Annotated in this window: 18 protein-coding genes; all 18 read left to right on the top strand. The window is 65.4% G+C overall.

The annotated features are described in order from the left end of the window. The first annotated feature begins 197 nt into the window (after nt 1-197). The 18 genes from ftsH to AB0L58_RS32155 all read left to right on the top strand — a co-directional run bounded on the left by ftsH (nt 198) and on the right by AB0L58_RS32155 (nt 16,772). On the top strand, nt 198-2,579 hold the full coding sequence (gene ftsH / locus AB0L58_RS32240; protein WP_364392673.1) for an ATP-dependent zinc metalloprotease FtsH: 2,382 nt from the start codon (nt 198-200) through the stop codon (nt 2,577-2,579). A gap of 199 nt (nt 2,580-2,778) precedes the next feature. Further along, nucleotides 2,779-3,369, top strand: a complete 591-nt coding sequence (gene folE, locus AB0L58_RS32235) for a GTP cyclohydrolase I FolE (protein ID WP_364392877.1) — start codon at nt 2,779-2,781, stop codon at nt 3,367-3,369. Between the two features lie 80 nt (nt 3,370-3,449). Continuing rightward, nucleotides 3,450-4,277: a dihydropteroate synthase gene (gene folP / locus AB0L58_RS32230; RefSeq protein ID WP_364392671.1), complete on the top strand. Its 828-nt coding sequence runs from the start codon at nt 3,450-3,452 to the stop codon at nt 4,275-4,277. Further along, nucleotides 4,274-4,687 (top strand): dihydroneopterin aldolase, encoded by a 414-nt coding sequence (folB, locus tag AB0L58_RS32225; RefSeq protein WP_364392668.1) that lies wholly within the window; start codon nt 4,274-4,276, stop codon nt 4,685-4,687. Before folP ends, folB begins: the two co-directional genes overlap by 4 nt. Beyond that, nucleotides 4,684-5,220: a 2-amino-4-hydroxy-6-hydroxymethyldihydropteridine diphosphokinase gene (gene folK / locus AB0L58_RS32220; protein WP_364392666.1), complete on the top strand. Its 537-nt coding sequence runs from the start codon at nt 4,684-4,686 to the stop codon at nt 5,218-5,220. The genes folB and folK overlap by 4 nt, the downstream gene beginning before the upstream one ends. A 2-nt stretch (nt 5,221-5,222) precedes the next feature. Then, complete coding sequence (locus AB0L58_RS32215) at nt 5,223-5,693, top strand: DUF3180 domain-containing protein (protein WP_364392875.1); 471 nt, start codon at nt 5,223-5,225, stop codon at nt 5,691-5,693. A 70-nt stretch (nt 5,694-5,763) separates the two neighbouring features. Then, nucleotides 5,764-6,822: a DUF6779 domain-containing protein gene (locus AB0L58_RS32210; RefSeq protein WP_364392664.1), complete on the top strand. Its 1,059-nt coding sequence runs from the start codon at nt 5,764-5,766 to the stop codon at nt 6,820-6,822. Nucleotides 6,823-7,062: 240 nt separating this feature from the next. Then, the gene (locus AB0L58_RS32205) at nt 7,063-8,010 is read left to right on the top strand and encodes a DUF2520 domain-containing protein (RefSeq protein WP_364392662.1); all 948 of its coding nucleotides are present in this window, start codon (nt 7,063-7,065) and stop codon (nt 8,008-8,010) included. After that, nucleotides 8,007-8,963, top strand: coding sequence for a pantoate--beta-alanine ligase (gene panC, locus AB0L58_RS32200; RefSeq protein ID WP_364392660.1), 957 nt, complete (start codon nt 8,007-8,009; stop codon nt 8,961-8,963). The genes AB0L58_RS32205 and panC overlap by 4 nt, the downstream gene beginning before the upstream one ends. Nucleotides 8,964-8,977: 14 nt before the next feature. Then, complete coding sequence (panD, locus tag AB0L58_RS32195) at nt 8,978-9,397, top strand: aspartate 1-decarboxylase (RefSeq protein ID WP_364392658.1); 420 nt, start codon at nt 8,978-8,980, stop codon at nt 9,395-9,397. Further along, entirely contained in the window at nt 9,397-10,191 is a 795-nt protein-coding gene (locus tag AB0L58_RS32190; protein WP_364392656.1) for a type III pantothenate kinase, read from the top strand. The genes panD and AB0L58_RS32190 overlap by 1 nt, the downstream gene beginning before the upstream one ends. A gap of 179 nt (nt 10,192-10,370) precedes the next feature. Then, a complete protein-coding gene (locus tag AB0L58_RS32185) occupies nt 10,371-10,967 on the top strand; it encodes a cysteine dioxygenase family protein (RefSeq protein ID WP_364392653.1) in 597 nt (198 codons plus the stop codon). Nucleotides 10,968-10,975: 8 nt separating this feature from the next. Continuing rightward, the gene (locus tag AB0L58_RS32180; RefSeq protein ID WP_364392871.1) at nt 10,976-11,398 is read left to right on the top strand and encodes a rhodanese-like domain-containing protein; all 423 of its coding nucleotides are present in this window, start codon (nt 10,976-10,978) and stop codon (nt 11,396-11,398) included. A gap of 309 nt (nt 11,399-11,707) precedes the next feature. Continuing rightward, nucleotides 11,708-13,174: a lysine--tRNA ligase gene (lysS, locus tag AB0L58_RS32175; protein WP_364392868.1), complete on the top strand. Its 1,467-nt coding sequence runs from the start codon at nt 11,708-11,710 to the stop codon at nt 13,172-13,174. Nucleotides 13,175-13,289: 115 nt separating this feature from the next. Further along, nucleotides 13,290-13,649, top strand: a complete 360-nt coding sequence (locus AB0L58_RS32170; protein WP_364392867.1) for an Lsr2 family protein — start codon at nt 13,290-13,292, stop codon at nt 13,647-13,649. 266 nt (nt 13,650-13,915) lie between these two features. Beyond that, entirely contained in the window at nt 13,916-14,476 is a 561-nt protein-coding gene (locus tag AB0L58_RS32165) for an FHA domain-containing protein (protein WP_364392862.1), read from the top strand. Between the two features lie 131 nt (nt 14,477-14,607). Next, complete coding sequence (locus tag AB0L58_RS32160) at nt 14,608-15,276, top strand: anthrone oxygenase family protein (RefSeq protein WP_364392651.1); 669 nt, start codon at nt 14,608-14,610, stop codon at nt 15,274-15,276. Between the two features lie 557 nt (nt 15,277-15,833). After that, nucleotides 15,834-16,772 (top strand): alpha/beta fold hydrolase, encoded by a 939-nt coding sequence (locus tag AB0L58_RS32155; RefSeq protein ID WP_364392649.1) that lies wholly within the window; start codon nt 15,834-15,836, stop codon nt 16,770-16,772. The last annotated feature ends 65 nt before the right edge of the window (nt 16,773-16,837 follow it).

Here is a 16,837-nt window from a genome sequence, read left to right as displayed (position 1 = left end):
GACTTCGGGAACCACGGACGTTCCCCGACCGTTTACCTGTCGAACTACACCAGCTGCCGAACTGCGCGATGTATCGACTAGACCGTACGCGGTAACGTGGCATGTCCGCATCCGAACCACCGGACGGGACGCGCCCAACGCCACGCTAGGCATGCACCGGAGACACCGGAAAGGACTGGCCGCCCGGCCTACGCTCTATGAACCGCAAGACTGTGTTTCGCACCCTGGCCATAGTCTCGGGCATCTTGCTCGTGATCTATGCGTTCAGCTATTTCGGCAATGACACGCGCGGCTGGAAGAGCGTCGATACCTCGGTGGCGTTGAGTCAGCTGAACGACAAGAGCAACGTCAAGAACGTCCAGATCGACGATCGCGAGCAGCAGCTGCGTATCGAGCTGAACAACGGGAACGACGCCACCTCCGGCTCGAAGAAGATCATCGCCAAGTATCCGGGCGGCAGTGAGACCTCCAACCAGGTCTTCGATACCGTGCAGAAGTCCGGCGCGCCGTTCAACACGGTGGTCAAGCAGGACAGCTGGTTCACCCAGATCCTGCTGTTCGTGCTGCCGATGGTGATCCTGCTCGGCCTGTTCATCTTTGTGATGTCGCGCATGCAGGGCGGTGGTCGCGGCGGCATGATGGGCTTCGGCAAATCGAAGGCCAAACAGCTGACCAAGGACATGCCCAAGACCACCTTCGCGGACGTGGCCGGCGCCGACGAGGCCGTCGAAGAGCTCTACGAAATCAAGGACTTCCTGCAGAACCCGGTCCGCTACCAGGCGCTCGGCGCGAAGATCCCGAAGGGCGTACTGCTCTACGGTCCGCCCGGTACCGGTAAGACCCTGCTGGCGCGTGCCGTCGCCGGTGAGGCCGGGGTGCCGTTCTTCACCATCTCCGGTTCGGACTTCGTCGAAATGTTCGTCGGTGTCGGCGCCTCCCGCGTGCGCGACCTGTTCGAACAGGCCAAGCAGAACAGTCCGTGCATCATCTTCGTCGACGAGATCGACGCGGTCGGCCGTCAGCGCGGCGCCGGGCTCGGCGGCGGTCACGACGAGCGCGAGCAGACCCTGAACCAGCTGCTCGTCGAAATGGACGGCTTCGGCGATCGCACCGGCATCATCCTGATCGCCGCGACCAACCGCCCCGACATCCTCGATCCGGCGCTGCTGCGGCCGGGCCGCTTCGACCGACAGATCCCGGTGAGCAATCCGGACCTGGCCGGACGGCGTGCCATCCTGCGGGTGCATTCGCAGGGCAAGCCGATATCGCCCGAGGCCGATCTCGACGGTCTGGCCAAGCGCACCGTCGGCATGTCCGGTGCGGATCTGGCCAATGTCGTCAACGAGGCCGCCCTGCTCACTGCCCGGGAGAACGGCGCGGTGATCACCGGCGAGCAGCTCGAGGAATCGGTGGATCGCGTCATCGGTGGTCCGCGCCGCAAGAGCCGCATCATCAGCGAGCACGAGAAGAAGATCACCGCCTACCACGAGGGCGGCCACACCCTGGCGGCCTGGGCGATGCCGGATATCGAGCCGGTGTACAAGGTCACCATCCTGGCCCGCGGCCGCACCGGCGGCCACGCCATGACGGTGCCCGAAGACGACAAGGGCCTGATGACCCGCTCGGAGATGATCGCCCGCCTGGTCATGGCGATGGGCGGCCGCGCGGCCGAGGAACTGGTATTCCACGAGCCGACCACCGGCGCGTCCTCGGATATCGACCAGGCCACCAAGATCGCGCGTGCGATGGTCACCGAATACGGCATGAGCGCGCGTCTGGGCGCGGTTCGCTATGGCCAGGAGCAGGGCGACCCGTTCCTGGGTCGCTCGATGGGCATGGGTTCGGACTACTCGCACGAGGTCGCCGGCGCCATCGACGAGGAGGTGCGCAACCTCATCGAGGCCGCGCACACCGAGGCGTGGGCCATCCTCAACGAATACCGCGATGTGCTCGATGTGCTCGCCACGGCGCTGCTGGAGCGGGAGACCCTGCACCGCAAGGATCTCGAGGAGATCCTGGCCGCGGTGGAGAAGCGGCCGCGCATCACCGCGTTCAACGATTTCGGCGAGCGGGTGCCCTCGGATAAGCCGCCGGTGAAGACCCCGGGTGAACTGGCCGCCGAACGCGGTGAGCCGTGGCCGCCGCAGGAGCCGCCGCGGCCGAAGCTGCCGCAGCGAGAACCCGCCGCGGCGAACGGCTATCCGGACGGCGGTTACCAGGAACCGCGCTACGGCGGCGGCTACGCCCAGCCGCCCGCGCCCGGTTACCCGCTACCGCAGGCGCCGTCCCCGGCCTACCCGCGTCAGGGCGCGACGCACGGCTCGCGACCGGATTACGGTGCCCCGGCCGGTTGGTCGGCGCCGGGGTGGCCGCCGCGCGACGAGCCGCAACAGCAGTCGGGTCAACCCGGCTACGGCGGCTGGCAGGGTGAGCCGCAGCCGCGCCACGGGTATCCGCAGCCGCAGCAGCCATGGGGCCAGCAAGGCCGCGGCCATGACGGCTATGACGAGCCCGCCAACGGCACCGGGAATAACGAGGGCGAGAACCACGATTGGGATGGACCGAACGGTCGGCACTGACACGTGCCGATTAGGCTCGACCATCTGGGTGCGGGGTTATTGCTCGCACTCGAGATTTTGGAGGTGTCCTCGATTGTCGGCCAACAATCACGTCGGTGGCCCCGGGTATCTGAACGGCGGTGCCGTTGCGAATGCCAGCGCTTTCGACGACTTCGACGAACCGGTCAGGTACAACGGAGCGGGCCCGGCCGAGCCGGACTTGATCGCACTGGAAACCGGCCGCCCATTCGATCAGGACCGCGCTGAGGCCGCGATCCGGGAATTGCTGATCGCGGTCGGCGAGGATCCGGACCGGCCCGGCCTGATCGATACGCCGGCCCGGGTCGCCCGCTCCTATCGGGAGATGTTCGCCGGGCTCTTCCTCGAGCCGGATTCGGTCCTGAACACCACCTTCGACGAGGGGCACCAGGAGTTGGTGCTGGTTCGCGATATCCCGCTGTACTCGACCTGTGAACACCATCTGGTGTCCTTCCACGGCGTCGCGCATGTCGGCTATATTCCCGGCCAGCACGGTCGGGTGACCGGACTGTCCAAACTGGCCAGGCTGGTCGATCTGTACGCCAAGCGCCCGCAGGTGCAGGAGCGGCTGACCAGCCAGATCGTCGATGCCATCATGCGCAAACTGGATCCGCGCGGCGCCATTGTCGTGATCGAGGCCGAGCACCTGTGCATGGCCATGCGCGGTATCCGCAAGCCCGGTGCCAGCACCACTACCTCCGCCGTGCGCGGTCTGCTGCAGTCCAACGCCGCCTCGCGGGCCGAGGCCCTCGATCTGATCCTGCGGAAGTGAGGCATCGCGCGGTGTCGACCCACGCCCCCGATGCCCTCCGGAGCAGTGTCGCGCCGCGCGATGGACGCTCGTGTGTGGTCATGGGCGTGGTGAATGTCACCAGCGATTCCTTCTCCGACGGCGGCCGTTATCTGGATCCGAGCCTGGCCATCGCACACGGCATCGAGCTGTACGAGGCGGGCGCCGACATCATCGACATCGGTGGCGAGTCGACCCGGCCCGGTGCGGTGCGGATCGACCCGGAAACCGAGGCCGCGCGGGTGGTTCCGGTCATTCGCGGCTTGGTAGCCGCCGGTGTGCCGACCAGTGTGGACACCATGCGGGCCGGTGTCGCCGAGGCGGCGATCGCGGCCGGAGTTTCCGTCGTCAACGATGTCTCCGGTGGTCGCGCCGACCCGGATATGGTGAAAGTCGTTGCGGCGGCGCAGGTTCCGTGGATTCTCATGCACTGGCGAGCGGGTGCGGACTATCGGCACACCGGTCCGGCCGACCACTACGACGATGTGGTCGCCGAGGTGCTCGCCGAACTGAGCGCGCAGGTGGAGTTGGCCGTGGCGGCCGGTGTGGACCGGTCTCTGCTGGTACTCGATCCCGGCCTCGGATTCGCCAAGAATGCCGAACACAATTGGGCGCTGCTCGGCGCGTTGCCCGAATTGGTCGGCAACGGGCTGCCGATTCTCATCGGCGCCTCCCGAAAACGATTCCTCGGCGCCCTGCTCGCCGATGCCGATGGCCCGCGCCCACCCGATGGCCGGGAGACCGCCACCGCGACGGTGTCGGCGCTGGCCGCCCTGTACGGGGCCTGGGGTGTCCGCGTCCACGATGTGCGCGCCTCGCTGGATGCCATTGCCGTAACCGACGCCTGGCGGCGCGCCACCCGAAACAGCACCCGAGGAGCCACGCCATGACGGCAGCAGCGCGCAGCGATTCGATGAGCGGCGCCCGCGAGACGGACCGGATCGAGCTGCGCGGCCTGCGCGCCTATGGCTATCACGGCTGTTTCGACTACGAACGCCGCGACGGCCAGGAATTCCTGGTCGATCTGACGGTATGGACCGATTTCGCCGCCGCCGCGGCCACCGACGACCTCGCGAACACCATCGATTACGGCGCCCTCGCCGAGCGTGCCGTGCGGATCATCCAGGGGCCGCCGCGCAATCTCATCGAAAAGGTGGTCGCCGAGATCGCCGACGATGTGATGGCCGATCCCCGCATCGAGTCGGTCGAGGTCGTCGTGCACAAACCGTCCGCGCCCATTCCGCACACCTTCGCCGATGTCCGCGTGGTCACCTCGCGGCGGCGGGGAGTGGAGCCATGAGTCGCGCGGTGTTGTCGATCGGCTCGAATCTGGGCGATCGGCTCGCGCAGCTGCGCGGTGTTGTCGCCGGGCTCGGGCATCGGGTGGTCGCGGTTTCGCCGGTGTACTCGACCGCGCCGTGGGGCGGTGTCGAACAGGACGACTATCTCAATGCCATTGTGTTGGTTGATGATCCGGAGTTCGGCGCGCACGACTGGCTGCGCTTCGGCCAGCGGCTGGAGCGGGCCGCCGGGCGGGTACGCGAAGTGCGTTGGGGTGCGCGCACTCTCGATGTCGATGTGGTGTGGTGTATCGAGGACGGCGTGGTCTGCCGCAGTGACGATCCGGAATTGACCCTGCCGCATCCGCAGGCGCACAACCGGGCCTTTGTCCTCATCCCGTGGCTGGATGTGCAGCCGGACGCGGAACTGGAGGTCGATGGCACCGTGCGGCCGGTGCGCGACTGGCTCGCCGGACTCGACGCAGCCGAGCGCGCGGGTGTCCGGCCGACCGAATTCGTGCTGTCGGCAGCCGCGGAGGGATCGGTGTCGTGAAACTGAAGCCGACCCGGATCCTCGATCTCATCGCGAATGTCGTCGTCGCGGCCCTTATCGCCTGGCTGCTCACGCGGATCGCCTATGGCAGTTTCCCGCCGATCTCGATTTACGCGGGCGCATCGCTTTATCCGGTGGCCGCGATCGAAGTGGCGCTCGGTTTCGTCATCCGCGCACGGGTCAATGAACATCAGATCGGCGACGGCAGTCATCAGCTGCATCCGATCACCGCCGCCCGCGCGGTCGCATTGGCGAAGGCGTCCGCGCAAGTCGGCTCGCTTGCCGCAGGTGTCTGGCTGGGTTTCCTTTTCTGGGTCTTTCCGCAGCGCGACACCTTGAATGCCGCGGGTGCGGATAGTCCCGGCGCCATTGTCGGGATGCTGGCGGGGGCGGCTTTGGTAGCTGCGGCACTGTGGCTCGAGTACTGCTGTCGGGCTCCGGAGGACCCATCCGATGATCCGGCAACTACTTAGCAAATAAACCCGTCGGAATCTTCGCGCGGGAATCTGGGCGCGGCTGGCTGATCAAGCTACCCTGGCGTGCATGGTTTCACCCTCCCGTAGCAGCACCTCTCGTCGACGGCGGGACGACGCGGGAAAATTGTTCATCGGCGTATTGATTCTGCTCGGTCTGGTTGCCAGCGTTTTCCTGGTTTTCAGTGACCGTCTGCAGTTTGTTCGGATCGGCTTGGTGGCGGCGCTGTGGGCGGCCGTCGTCGGCGCTTTGGCCGCGACGCGGTACCGCAAGGAAGCCACGATCGACAAGGCCAAGGTCCGTGACCTGCAGACGGTGTATGAACTCCAGTTGGAGCGCGAGGTGACCGCCCGACGCGAATACGAGCTCGGCGTCGAGGCGCGGGTGCGCGCGGAGGTGGGTGCCGACGCGGCCGAAATGGCCGCCCTGCGCGCCGAACTCACCGTGCTCCGGCAGAGTCTGCAGCGGCTCTTCGACGGTGATCTGCCGATGGACCGGCCCGCGTTGCGCGCCGATGCGACCCGGATTCACGAGCTGCCGAGCGCATTCGGAAATTCGTCGGACAATAGCTCGGCGAATGCCGACAGCTGGCTGGACACGGCTTTCCAGCAATCTCGTAGCACCTTCACCCCGGTCTTCGAATCGGATCATCCGCAGGCCCCGCAGTTCGCCAGTCCGTTCGACGATCCGGTGACCGCGGAGACCGCGATCGTCTCCGCCGACGACTTCGACGACGCCGAGATCGCCGAGGATGTTCGTGACACCGACCCGTTCGCCGCCACCACCGGCTGGGCCGATGCGTTCACCGAGGATCCGGAAAAGACCGGTGTCCCGCCGCGACTGCAGCCGCTGGAGTACACCGTGCCGCCGCACTCGTCGCCGCCGGAGCCGACCCCGTACGAAGCCGAGTCACACGGGTTCTCGACACCGGACCCGCACACCCCGCCCCCAGAGCCGGAGCCCGCCCCGCACCCGACGACCACGGTCCCGCCCCTCGGCACCGCAAGTTCCCGCCGTCGCCGCCGCGTCGATCCGGACGCCGACTCCGGCAACTCGTCGCGCCGACTTTCGGTCGCCGAGATCATGGCCAACCTGCAGTCGGAGGAAAAGGGACGTACCAACCGCTGACGAGCGTCCAGCGGTGACGATTCCGCACCGCCGACCACCACGGCTGTCTTATGACGACCCGCTCGCGAGACGGGCCGGAGTCGTCGAAGCGCACGCTCCGTGCGCGCGAGGCTCGGCGGCTCGGACGCGAGACACAAATCACGCGGATGCCCCGTGGCATCGGCGAGCCATGGGCCGATATTCTCGGTGCGCAACGTCTGGTACCCGGCTGTCCGGGACTGGAACGATATCGAGAGGACAATGTTGACCTCGAGAAGCGTCAACCCTGACAACGCTGCTTCGGGTGACCCCGCGCCTGCGCGCTTGACGGTGGGAATCGTCTCGGCGGGACGCGTCGGCTCCGCACTCGGCGCGGCCCTCGAACGCGCCGGACACGTGGTATTCGGCGTAGCCGCCATATCCGATGCCTCGGTGCACCGGGCCCGCACTCGACTACCTGAATCCGAAGTCCTGCCGGTCGAGGATGTGGCCGCACGCAGCGAACTGCTGCTGCTGGCCGTGCCCGACGCCGAACTGCCCGGGTTGGTGCGCGGGCTCGCATCCGCGGGTGTGGTCCGGCCCGGCACCATAGTCGCGCATACTTCCGGCGCCAATGGCGTCGGCGTACTGGCCCCACTGGCCGAGCGCGGCGCTCTGCCGCTGGCCATTCACCCGGCAATGACTTTCACCGGACACGACGAGGATGTCGCCCGTCTCGGCAATGCGTGCTTCGGCATTACCGCCGCCGACGAAATCGGTTTCGCCATCGCGCAATCGCTGGTGATCGAAATGGGCGGCGAGCCGGTCCGGGTCCAGGAAGAAAATCGCCAGCTCTATCACGCCGCTCTCGCGCACGGCAGCAATCACCTGGTCACGGTGGTTCTGGACGCGGTCGACGCACTGCGCGCCGCGCTGGCGGGCCCCGGCCTGCTCGGCCAGCAGATCGTCGACGATCAACCCAACGGTCTGGCCGAGCGGCTGCTCGCCCCCTTGGCCTCGGCCGCCCTCGACAATGCCCTGCGCCGCGGCCAGTCCGCGCTGACCGGCCCGGTTGCGCGTGGCGACACGGCTGCCGTTGCCGCACATCTGACCGCCCTGGAAGCGGTCGACGTCCGGCTGGCCGCGGGCTATCGCGCCATGTCGCTGCGTACCGCCGAGCGCGCCAAGACCAATCCGGCTCTGATCGAGCTGCTGGAGGGAGGCCGATGATGGATCCGAAATTGCGTGGCGCGTACCGGCGCGGTGAGCTGACCGTGCACCACGATCCCGAGGTGATCACCGCGGTCTCCAAGGCCCTGCGCGGTGTCGGGCGCACGGTCGGGCTGGTGCCGACCATGGGCGCACTGCATGAGGGCCACCTCGAGATCGTGCGCCGGGCCAAGCGGACGAATCAGGTGGTCATCGTTTCGATCTTCGTGAATCCGCTGCAATTCGGTGTGAACGAGGATCTGGACAAGTATCCGCGCACCCTCGATGCCGATGTCGAATTGCTGCGCAACGAAGGCGTGGAGCTGGTGTTCGCGCCGAGTGCGTCGGATATGTATCCGGACGGCCCCCGCACTACCGTGCATCCTGGCCCGATCGGCGCCGAACTCGAAGGCGCCAGCCGCCCGACGCACTTCGCGGGCATGCTGACCGTGGTCGCCAAGCTGCTGAATATCGCGCGCCCGACCGAGGCGTTCTTCGGCGAGAAGGACTATCAGCAGCTCACGCTGATCCGGCAGATGGTGCGCGATCTGAATGTGGATGTGAAGATCGTGCCGCTGCCGACGGTTCGCGAACCAGACGGCCTCGCGCTGTCCTCCCGTAATCGGTATCTCGATGTGGCACAGCGGGAATCGGCGCTGGCGCTGTCGGCGGCGCTGGCCGCTGGTCGGCATGCGGGTGCGCTCGGTGCGGATGCCGTGCTCGCGGCCGCCCGCGCGGTGCTCGACGCGACCCCCGGTGTCGATGTCGATTACCTCGAATTGCGATCATCCACACTCGGCCCCGCGCCCGCGAACGGCAATGCGCGACTGCTCGTCGCCGCCAGGGTCGGCTCGACCCGCCTGATCGACAATGCGGCCGTCGCGCTCGGCGCACCGGTCGATGGTGGCCACCCCACACTTCCCGATTCACGCACCGCCGCGACCGACTCCCAGCCTGCCAGGGCCAATATTTAGGAAGGGCGACAACGATGTTGCGCACCATGATGAAGTCGAAGATCCACCGTGCCACGGTGACCCACGCCGATCTGCACTATGTCGGCTCGGTGACCATCGACCAGGATCTGCTCGATGCCGCCGATCTGCTCGAGGGTGAGCAGGTCTGCATTGTCGATATCGATAACGGCGCCCGCCTCGAGACCTATGTGATCGCCGGTGAGCGCGGTTCGGGTGTCATCGGGATCAACGGCGCCGCCGCCCATCTCGTACATCCCGGCGATCTGGTCATCCTGATCGCCTACGGCCTGATGGACGAGGCCGAGCTGAAGGAGTACGCCCCGAAGGTCGTCTTCGTCGACGAGCACAATCGTGCGACCGATCTCGGTTCCGATCCGGCGCACGCCCCGGAGGGTTCCGGGCTGGTCACCCCGCGCTCACTGACCACCGTCTGATGCTGCTGGCCATTGATGTCCGTAATACGAGTATCGAGCTCGGATTGTTCTCGGGCAGTGGTAGTCATGCGAAGTTGGCGCGGCACTGGCGGATGCATACCAATCCGCTGCTGACCGCGGACGAATTCGCCATGCAGGTGCGCGGATTGGTGGGTGCGCAGGTCGCGGAGATCGTCGGAGTTTCGGCATTGTCCACGGTGCCGCCGGTGCTGCGCGAGATCAGATCGATGCTCACTCGCTATTGGGATCAGGTACCGCATGTGGTGGTGGAACCCGGTGTGCGAACCGGTATTCCGCTGCTTGTCGACAATCCCAAGGAAATCGGCGCGGATCGCATCGTGAACACCCTTGCCGCACATCATCGTTTCGGCACGGCCGCGATTGTCGTGGATTTCGGCACGGCCACCACCGTTGATCTGGTGTCGGCCAAGGGCGAGTTTCTCGGCGGCGTGCTCGCACCGGGCGTGGAGATCTCCAGCGAGGCGCTGATCGAGCGCGCCGCATTGCGCCGGGTCGAGTTGGCGCGGCCGCGTTCGGTGGTCGGCAAGAACACCGTCGAGGCCATCCAATCCGGTGCGATATTCGGCTTCGCCGGTTTGGTGGACGGCCTGATCGATCGGATTCGCGATGAATTCGACGCATTCGCCGGTGACGATGTCGCGGTGGTCGCGACCGGCCACACCGCACCGTTGATCGTGCCGGAATCGGAGACCATCGACCACCACGAGCCGCATCTCACATTGACCGGATTGCGCCTGGTCTACGAGCGCAATCAACGGCGTAAGGGTGGTTGATACGCCCACCCGGGGTGCAACCGTATGACCGGCCGCTTTGCCGCCGGTTTTTGCACTGCTACACTCGCATCCGTGTATTACCGCGTGCGCACCCAGGAGTGTTGTCGAGGCTGACCTGCCTCGACCGATCGAGGCGGACCAAGTCCCTCGACCGTTGACATACTCCTGGAGATTCGCTCATGCGTTCTTCTGTTCTTTCCCTCGATTCCGCACGTAGTGCCCTGTCGGCCACTCCGCCGCTGGATCGTGCCGTCGCCTCCGCATTGCCCACTCGTCTGCGTCCCGCCGATTTGCTCCGGCTGACCGACGAGGGAGCCGAAGACGTACTCGCGGGGCGTTACGACCATCTGTTGCCCGCCAACGGAATCTGGCCGACCGATGAGCGCTGGGCCACCCGGCTGCTTTCCGATGACGAGGTCGATGTCTGGCTGATCAGCTGGACTCCCGGCAAATCCACCGAATTGCACGACCACGCAGGCTCGTTGGGCGCATTGACCGTGCTGAGCGGTGCGCTATCGGAATTCCGCTGGAACGGAACGGAACTGCGCCGACGCACCCTGACCGCGGGTGATCAGGCCTCGTTCCCGATCGGCTGGGTGCACGATGTGATGCGCGCACCTGCCGCTGTGGAATCCGCGGGGCCGCTCGATCCGACGCTCAGTGTGCACGCCTATTCACCGCCGCTCACCGCCATGTCCTATTACGAGGTGACCGGCCACGGCACCTTGCGGCGCTCCCGAACCGTTCTCACCGACCAGCCCGAAGGTGATATGTGATGACCCGTTTGACCATCGATCAGATGCTCGAGAACGCGCGGGCCCGCCTGAATCGTATCTATGCCTTCAAAACGCCGGAGGCGCTCGATCGGGGCGCGATTCTGGTCGATATCCGGCCGCAGGCGCAGCGCGCACGTGAGGGCGCGCTACCGGGCGCGCTGGTGATCGAACGCAATGTCTTGGAATGGCGCCTGGATCCCTCGAGTTCGGCCCGGCTGGCGCTGGCCACCGATCACGATGTGGAATGGATCATCGTGTGCTCGGAGGGCTATACCTCCAGTCTCGCCGCGGCCGCACTGCAGGAACTCGGTCTGCATCGGGCCACCGATGTGATCGGTGGCTATCAGGCATTGAAGGCGGCCGGTCTGCTCAGTGTCGGAGTCCGGGCGCCGCACTTCGCCCGTGAGGTCGAGGCGCTGGCAACACTGTAAATTCGGGCCGAACCACTTCCATCTCGAAACATACGGGCGCGCACTGGCTTTCAGATGTCTGCCGGAGCACGCCCGCTATTCGGGGTGCCGGAGAAGGCCGCGAAACAGGGCATCACGGACTGTTCCGGCGGCCGCCGATTCGTTTCCGGCCGGTCGTGCACGGGCGGCCCGCAAATCGATTTCCGGTGCCCGCTAGTGTTGTTGAACGTGAGCAACCCGAACACGCCTTCATCCGGTCGCTCCGCGGGTTCGGTTCCTGCGGGGCAAGCCAACCGTCCCGCGCCCGCCGCGGACGACGTTCCGGAGCAGATGCGGATTCGGCGTGAGAAGCGCGAGCGGTTGATCACCTCGGGCGGTGAGGCCTATCCGGTCGTGGTGCCGCGCACCCATACTCTCGGCGAAATTCGGGCCGCCTATCCGGAGCTCGAGCCCGACACCCGGACCGGTCTGCAGGTCGGTGTCGTCGGGCGCGTCATTTTCCTGCGTAATACCGGCAAGCTGTGTTTCGCGACGCTGCAGGAGGGGGACGGCACCAAACTGCAGGCGATGATCAGCCTCAACGGTGTCGGAGCCGACGCTCTCGCGGCCTGGAAGGCCGATGTAGACCTCGGAGACTTCGTATTCGTGCACGGCGAAGTGATCTCCTCCCGGACCGGTGAATTGAGTGTCATGGCCGATTCCTGGGCCATGTCGGCCAAGGCTCTGCGGCCGCTGCCGGTGGCGCACAAGGAGATGAACGAGGAGTCGCGGGTACGGCAGCGCTATGTCGATCTGATCGTGCGTCCCGAGGCCAGGGAAATGGCCAGGACCAGGGTCGCGGTGGTGCGCGCGCTGCGCGCTGCGCTCGAGCGCCGGGGTTTCCTCGAGGTGGAGACGCCGATGCTGCAGACGCTGCACGGTGGTGCGGCGGCGCGGCCCTTCGTCACCCATTCCAATGCCCTCGATATCGATCTCTACCTGCGAATTGCGCCCGAGCTGTTCCTCAAGCGATGTGTGGTCGGCGGCCTGGAACAGGTCTTCGAGATCAACCGGAACTTCCGTAACGAGGGGGCGGACTCCACACATTCGCCGGAGTTCGCAATGCTGGAAACCTATCAGGCATACGGCACCTACGATGACTCCGCGCGGATGGTTCGGGAATTGGTGCAGGAAGTTGCCCAAGAGGTCTTCGGCACGCAGGTGGTAACCCTTGTGGATGGCACCGAATACGATCTCCGTGGCGAGTGGGCGACGGTCGAGATGTACCCTTCGCTGTCGGATGCGCTGGGTGTATCGGTGACTCCGGAAACTTCGATCGAGGAATTGCGTGCACTCGCCGATCGGGTCGGACTCGAAATTCCCGAGGACAAGGGCTATGGCCACGGCAAACTGGTCGAAGAACTATGGGAACACCAGTACGGTGACAAGCTCTACGCCCCGACTTTCGTGCGCGACTTCCCGGTGGAGACATCACCGCTGACCAGACAGCATCGCAGCAAGCCCGGAGTTACCGAGAAGTGGGACCTCTATGTGCGCGGCTTCGAGTTGGCAACTGGCTATTCGGAGTTGGTCGATCCGGTGATCCAGCGCGAGCGGTTCGCGGATCAAGCGCGGCTTGCCGCACAAGGTGATGACGAAGCGATGGCACTCGACGAGGACTTCCTCGCGGCGATGGAGCACGGCATGCCTCCGACAACGGGTACCGGTATGGGAATCGATCGCTTGTTGATGGCACTCACGGGATTGGGAATCCGGGAAACGATACTGTTCCCAATTGTGCGTCCAGTCACGCGCTGACGATCGGATTGCATAGTTCGGCCCTCGTCTTGGAATTTTTCGAATTCGGGGTATTCTTGCCTCGGGTAATCGGCCTAGTATGCGGGTCGCACGATTTCGAGAGGACGTTCATCTCATGGCAAAGAAGGTCACCGTTAGCCTGATCGACGATGTCGATGGTGAGTCCATCGCGGACGAGACCATTGAGTTTGCGATCGACGGTGTGTCGTACGAGATCGACCTGTCGTCGGCAAATGCGGCGAAGCTGCGCGACGGTTTGGAAGAGTGGGTTTCGAGTGCTCGGCGCGTGAGTGGTCGGCGGCGGGTCAAGGCCGCGGCCGCTGCTCCCGGTGGTCCGAAGAGTCGGGTCTCGATCGATCGTGAACAAAGTGCGGCAATTCGCGATTGGGCGCGTCGGAATGGACACAAGGTGTCCGCGCGTGGGCGTATCTCGGCCGACATCACCGAGGCTTACAACAAGGCCGCGAAGGGCTGAGTTCTTATTTAATTGGGGCCGCTGCCCTGGCGAATCGTGCGACGCCTGGGCGGCGGCTCGTTTGTGATACGTCTTCTGTGATACGTCTTCGATATGAGGAAGGTCAGGAGTCGACTCGATCTTGCTCGCGGTCCCAGGACGCGGCACCATGGAACTGTGCGAAGAGCGTCACTGGCGGTATGGAGAGTTGAGGTATCGGCGCAGTGACTGGTTTCGTCGGATCGCTTTTGCGATTCACTGATGACTCGGGTCGGCAGCAGGAGTTCATGCTCACCCCGGACCAGCAGCGCGTCACCATCGGGCGTTCCCCGCAGGCCGATCTGGCGCTGCGCTGGGACGCGGAGGTCTCGCGGCTGCATGCGGCGGTCGAATATCTCGGCGCACACTGGACGATCGTCGATGACGGCCTGTCCCGCAACGGCACCTTCGTCAACGGCGAGCGACTGGTCGGGCGGCGGCGGCTGATGGCCGGCGATCGGATCCGGGTCGGCACCTCCCTGGTCTCGTTCCACGATTTCGGTGGCGTTGTCGATGATGCGACCCGAACCTCGACCGGCACTATTCCCACGCTGCGCTCGCTGACCGACACGCAGCGCGCGGTGCTGATCGCGCTGTGCCGTCCATATAAGAACGGTGCGGGTTTCGCGACTCCGGCTTCGAATCAACAGATCGCCGAGGAATTGTTCCTGAGCGTCGATGCGATCAAGACACATCTGCGGGCACTGTTCGCCAAGTTCGGTGTGGAAAATCTGCCGCAGAATCAGAAAAGAGTCCGACTGGCCGGTTTGGCCATGCAGAGTGGGTTGATCTCCGACCGAGACTTGTGACGCCGCGTGGACGCTCGCTTAGGTGGCCGAGCGCTTGAACCATGGATGCCGGCGCCGGCCAGCGGTGTACTTGAAACATCGCCGGACCGAGTTAATCGGACCAGGTCCGGGTTTCGAGGCAGGAGAAATTCATGTTCGCGCTACGACTCGCCGCGCTGGTGGCGGCCGCACTCGCAACCGGCTTGATCGCGGGCGTTTTCTACGCTTACGCGATATCGGTGATGCCCGCGCTGAACCGCACCGACGATCGCGCGATGATCGATGTGATGCAGAAGATCAATGTCGTCATCATCAATCCATGGTTCATGATCGGCTTCCTCGGCACCGTGGGCTTCACCCTCCTCGCGGCGGCGCTGCACCTGGGTAAGGAACATCGCACCATCTTGATTTGGCTCGGTGTGGCCTTGGCGCTGAATGTGATTGCCTTCGCGGTCACCTCCGGCTTGAATGTTCCGCTGAACGATCAGCTGGCGGCCGCGGGTGATCCGGCGCGGATCGGTGATCTGGCAAAGGTGCGCGCCGATTTCGAATCCGCTTGGGTCCGTTGGAATATCCTCCGCGCGATCCTGCACACCCTGGCCTTCCTGGTGCTGACCGGCGCACTGTTCGTGGCGGGCATCCAGCACGGCCGCACACAGGCTGCGGGTTTCGTTGACGCACAGCAGGCTTCGCAGGCCCAGCCGGTGCCGAGCGTCGGTCCGCAGACCGTCGCTCAGCCGTACCGGGCGTCGATCATGGCCCAGCCCTACGGATTTGGGCACTCCGGCGCGCAGCCGACAGGTACGCATTCCCTCGCTTAGGAACCAACCGCATTACTGCCGCCGTCGGCGGGCCGATCAGCGATCGGCCCGCCGACGGCGATTTTGTATGCGAACTCCGAATCCGACAGGGCGGAGCACATTCTCGCGGAGACTTACATGGCGGGCACGTCGCATTCTCCAGTGCGGGTCGATCGCGCCGGGCGAGTGCCGCAGCAGCGACGGGAAAGCGCCTGACAGGCCGTATGCGGGCCGAAAAGGTGTGTCCGAGGAGCGTTGGTATCGGACGCTCGATGCCCGTCGTGCCGCGCGACCGGGACGGCCATCGCGCACTCATCTGCGCGGTACTACCTGCCGAAATGCGTGCCGCTCGGCGGGCGGCGACCGAGCCGGGCGAAGTAGGCGATTTCGATGCCGTACGCCTTCTGGATCGACGCCGGTAACTCGCGCTGTACGAACACCGCCGCAACGCTGACGGCCGCTAGCTGGTGAGCATCGGGAGGGGACCGAGATTCGCGCGCGGACTTGCGCGAACTCCCCGCCGGGTGACGATAAGTTGCGCTACGTTCTGGAACACGTTTTAGATTTTGGAGGTCGCCATGCGGCGTGTTCCCGGAGCCGCGCTCGTCATTGCCGTGCTGACCGTGCTGTGGATCGGTGCGAGTGGTACCGCGCAGGCCGAGTATCCGGTCGACTACAACTTCTTCGCGGGGATTCCGAATGAGCTGGTGAATCATGGTGGCTCGTTGCCGGGTTCGAATGATTGGACGTGTCGGCCCAGTGCGGCGCATCCGAATCCGGTGGTGCTCGCGCACGGAACCGGTGGCGGGGCGCAGACGAACTGGGGGCTCTACGCGCCGCTGCTCGCGAACGAAGGTTATTGCGTCTTCGCGCTGACCTATGGCGCCTACGAGCTGCCGTGGCCGATCTCCGCGGTGGGTGGGATGCTGCCGATCGAACAGAGTGCGGTGCAGTTCGCTGCGTTCGTGGATCGGGTGCTCGCCGCCACCGGGGCGAGCAAGGTCGATGTGGTGGGACATTCGCAGGGCACACTGATGCCGAACTACTACGCCAAACGGCTGGGCGGTGCGGACAAGATCGATAAATATGTATCGATCGCACCGGCCTGGCGCGGTTCCAATGCGGGCGGCGGCGCGGACGTGGCAGCCTTCGCCGACCGGCTCGGCGCCGGGCCCTACTTCCAGGCGGCGACGGGTTCGCTGTGCCAGGCCTGCACCGAGCTATTTCGCGACTCGACCTTCCTGCGGGATCTGAACAGCGACGGCGTCTACGTTCCCGGCATCACCTACACCAACATCATGACCTCTCTCGACGAGATCGTCGTCCCGTACGACTCCGGCTTCGTCCCCGGGCCGAACACGACGAATATCGTGGTCCAGGACGGCTGCGGTTCGGACTTCTCCGAACATCTGGCGATGGCGGGCAGTCCCCGCACCGCCCGCTTCGTCCTGAATGCCCTCGATCCGGCGCATGCGCGGGAGGTGCCGTGCGAGTTCGTCCCGCCGTTCACCGGGTAACACCACGGCTGGGAAGCCGCGATCGACGATTTCGCTGAGGGCAAAACCTGAGCGGAAACGTATCC

Source organism: Nocardia sp. NPDC052112, from assembly GCF_040680135.1.
GTDB lineage: Bacteria > Actinomycetota > Actinomycetes > Mycobacteriales > Mycobacteriaceae > Nocardia.
This window is presented reverse-complemented; position numbering and strand designations above follow the sequence as displayed.

Bases quoted from the DNA above. Each gene is read 5' to 3' on its own strand.
- folP (WP_364392671.1), top strand. From the start codon at position 3,450: ATGGGCGTGGTGAATGTCACCAGCGATTCCTTCTCCGACGGCGGCCGT.
- AB0L58_RS32165 (WP_364392862.1), top strand. From the start codon at position 13,916: ATGCTCACCCCGGACCAGCAGCGCGTCACCATCGGGCGTTCCCCGCAG.
- panC (WP_364392660.1), top strand. From the start codon at position 8,007: ATGATGGATCCGAAATTGCGTGGCGCGTACCGGCGCGGTGAGCTGACC.
- AB0L58_RS32190 (WP_364392656.1), top strand. From the start codon at position 9,397: ATGCTGCTGGCCATTGATGTCCGTAATACGAGTATCGAGCTCGGATTG.
- AB0L58_RS32160 (WP_364392651.1), top strand. From the start codon at position 14,608: ATGTTCGCGCTACGACTCGCCGCGCTGGTGGCGGCCGCACTCGCAACC.
- AB0L58_RS32210 (WP_364392664.1), top strand. From the start codon at position 5,764: ATGGTTTCACCCTCCCGTAGCAGCACCTCTCGTCGACGGCGGGACGAC.
- AB0L58_RS32205 (WP_364392662.1), top strand. From the start codon at position 7,063: ATGTTGACCTCGAGAAGCGTCAACCCTGACAACGCTGCTTCGGGTGAC.
- folK (WP_364392666.1), top strand. From the start codon at position 4,684: ATGAGTCGCGCGGTGTTGTCGATCGGCTCGAATCTGGGCGATCGGCTC.
- AB0L58_RS32170 (WP_364392867.1), top strand. From the start codon at position 13,290: ATGGCAAAGAAGGTCACCGTTAGCCTGATCGACGATGTCGATGGTGAG.
- folB (WP_364392668.1), top strand. From the start codon at position 4,274: ATGACGGCAGCAGCGCGCAGCGATTCGATGAGCGGCGCCCGCGAGACG.
- ftsH (WP_364392673.1), top strand. From the start codon at position 198: ATGAACCGCAAGACTGTGTTTCGCACCCTGGCCATAGTCTCGGGCATC.
- lysS (WP_364392868.1), top strand. From the start codon at position 11,708: ATGCGGATTCGGCGTGAGAAGCGCGAGCGGTTGATCACCTCGGGCGGT.
- AB0L58_RS32185 (WP_364392653.1), top strand. From the start codon at position 10,371: ATGCGTTCTTCTGTTCTTTCCCTCGATTCCGCACGTAGTGCCCTGTCG.
- AB0L58_RS32155 (WP_364392649.1), top strand. From the start codon at position 15,834: ATGCGGCGTGTTCCCGGAGCCGCGCTCGTCATTGCCGTGCTGACCGTG.
- panD (WP_364392658.1), top strand. From the start codon at position 8,978: ATGTTGCGCACCATGATGAAGTCGAAGATCCACCGTGCCACGGTGACC.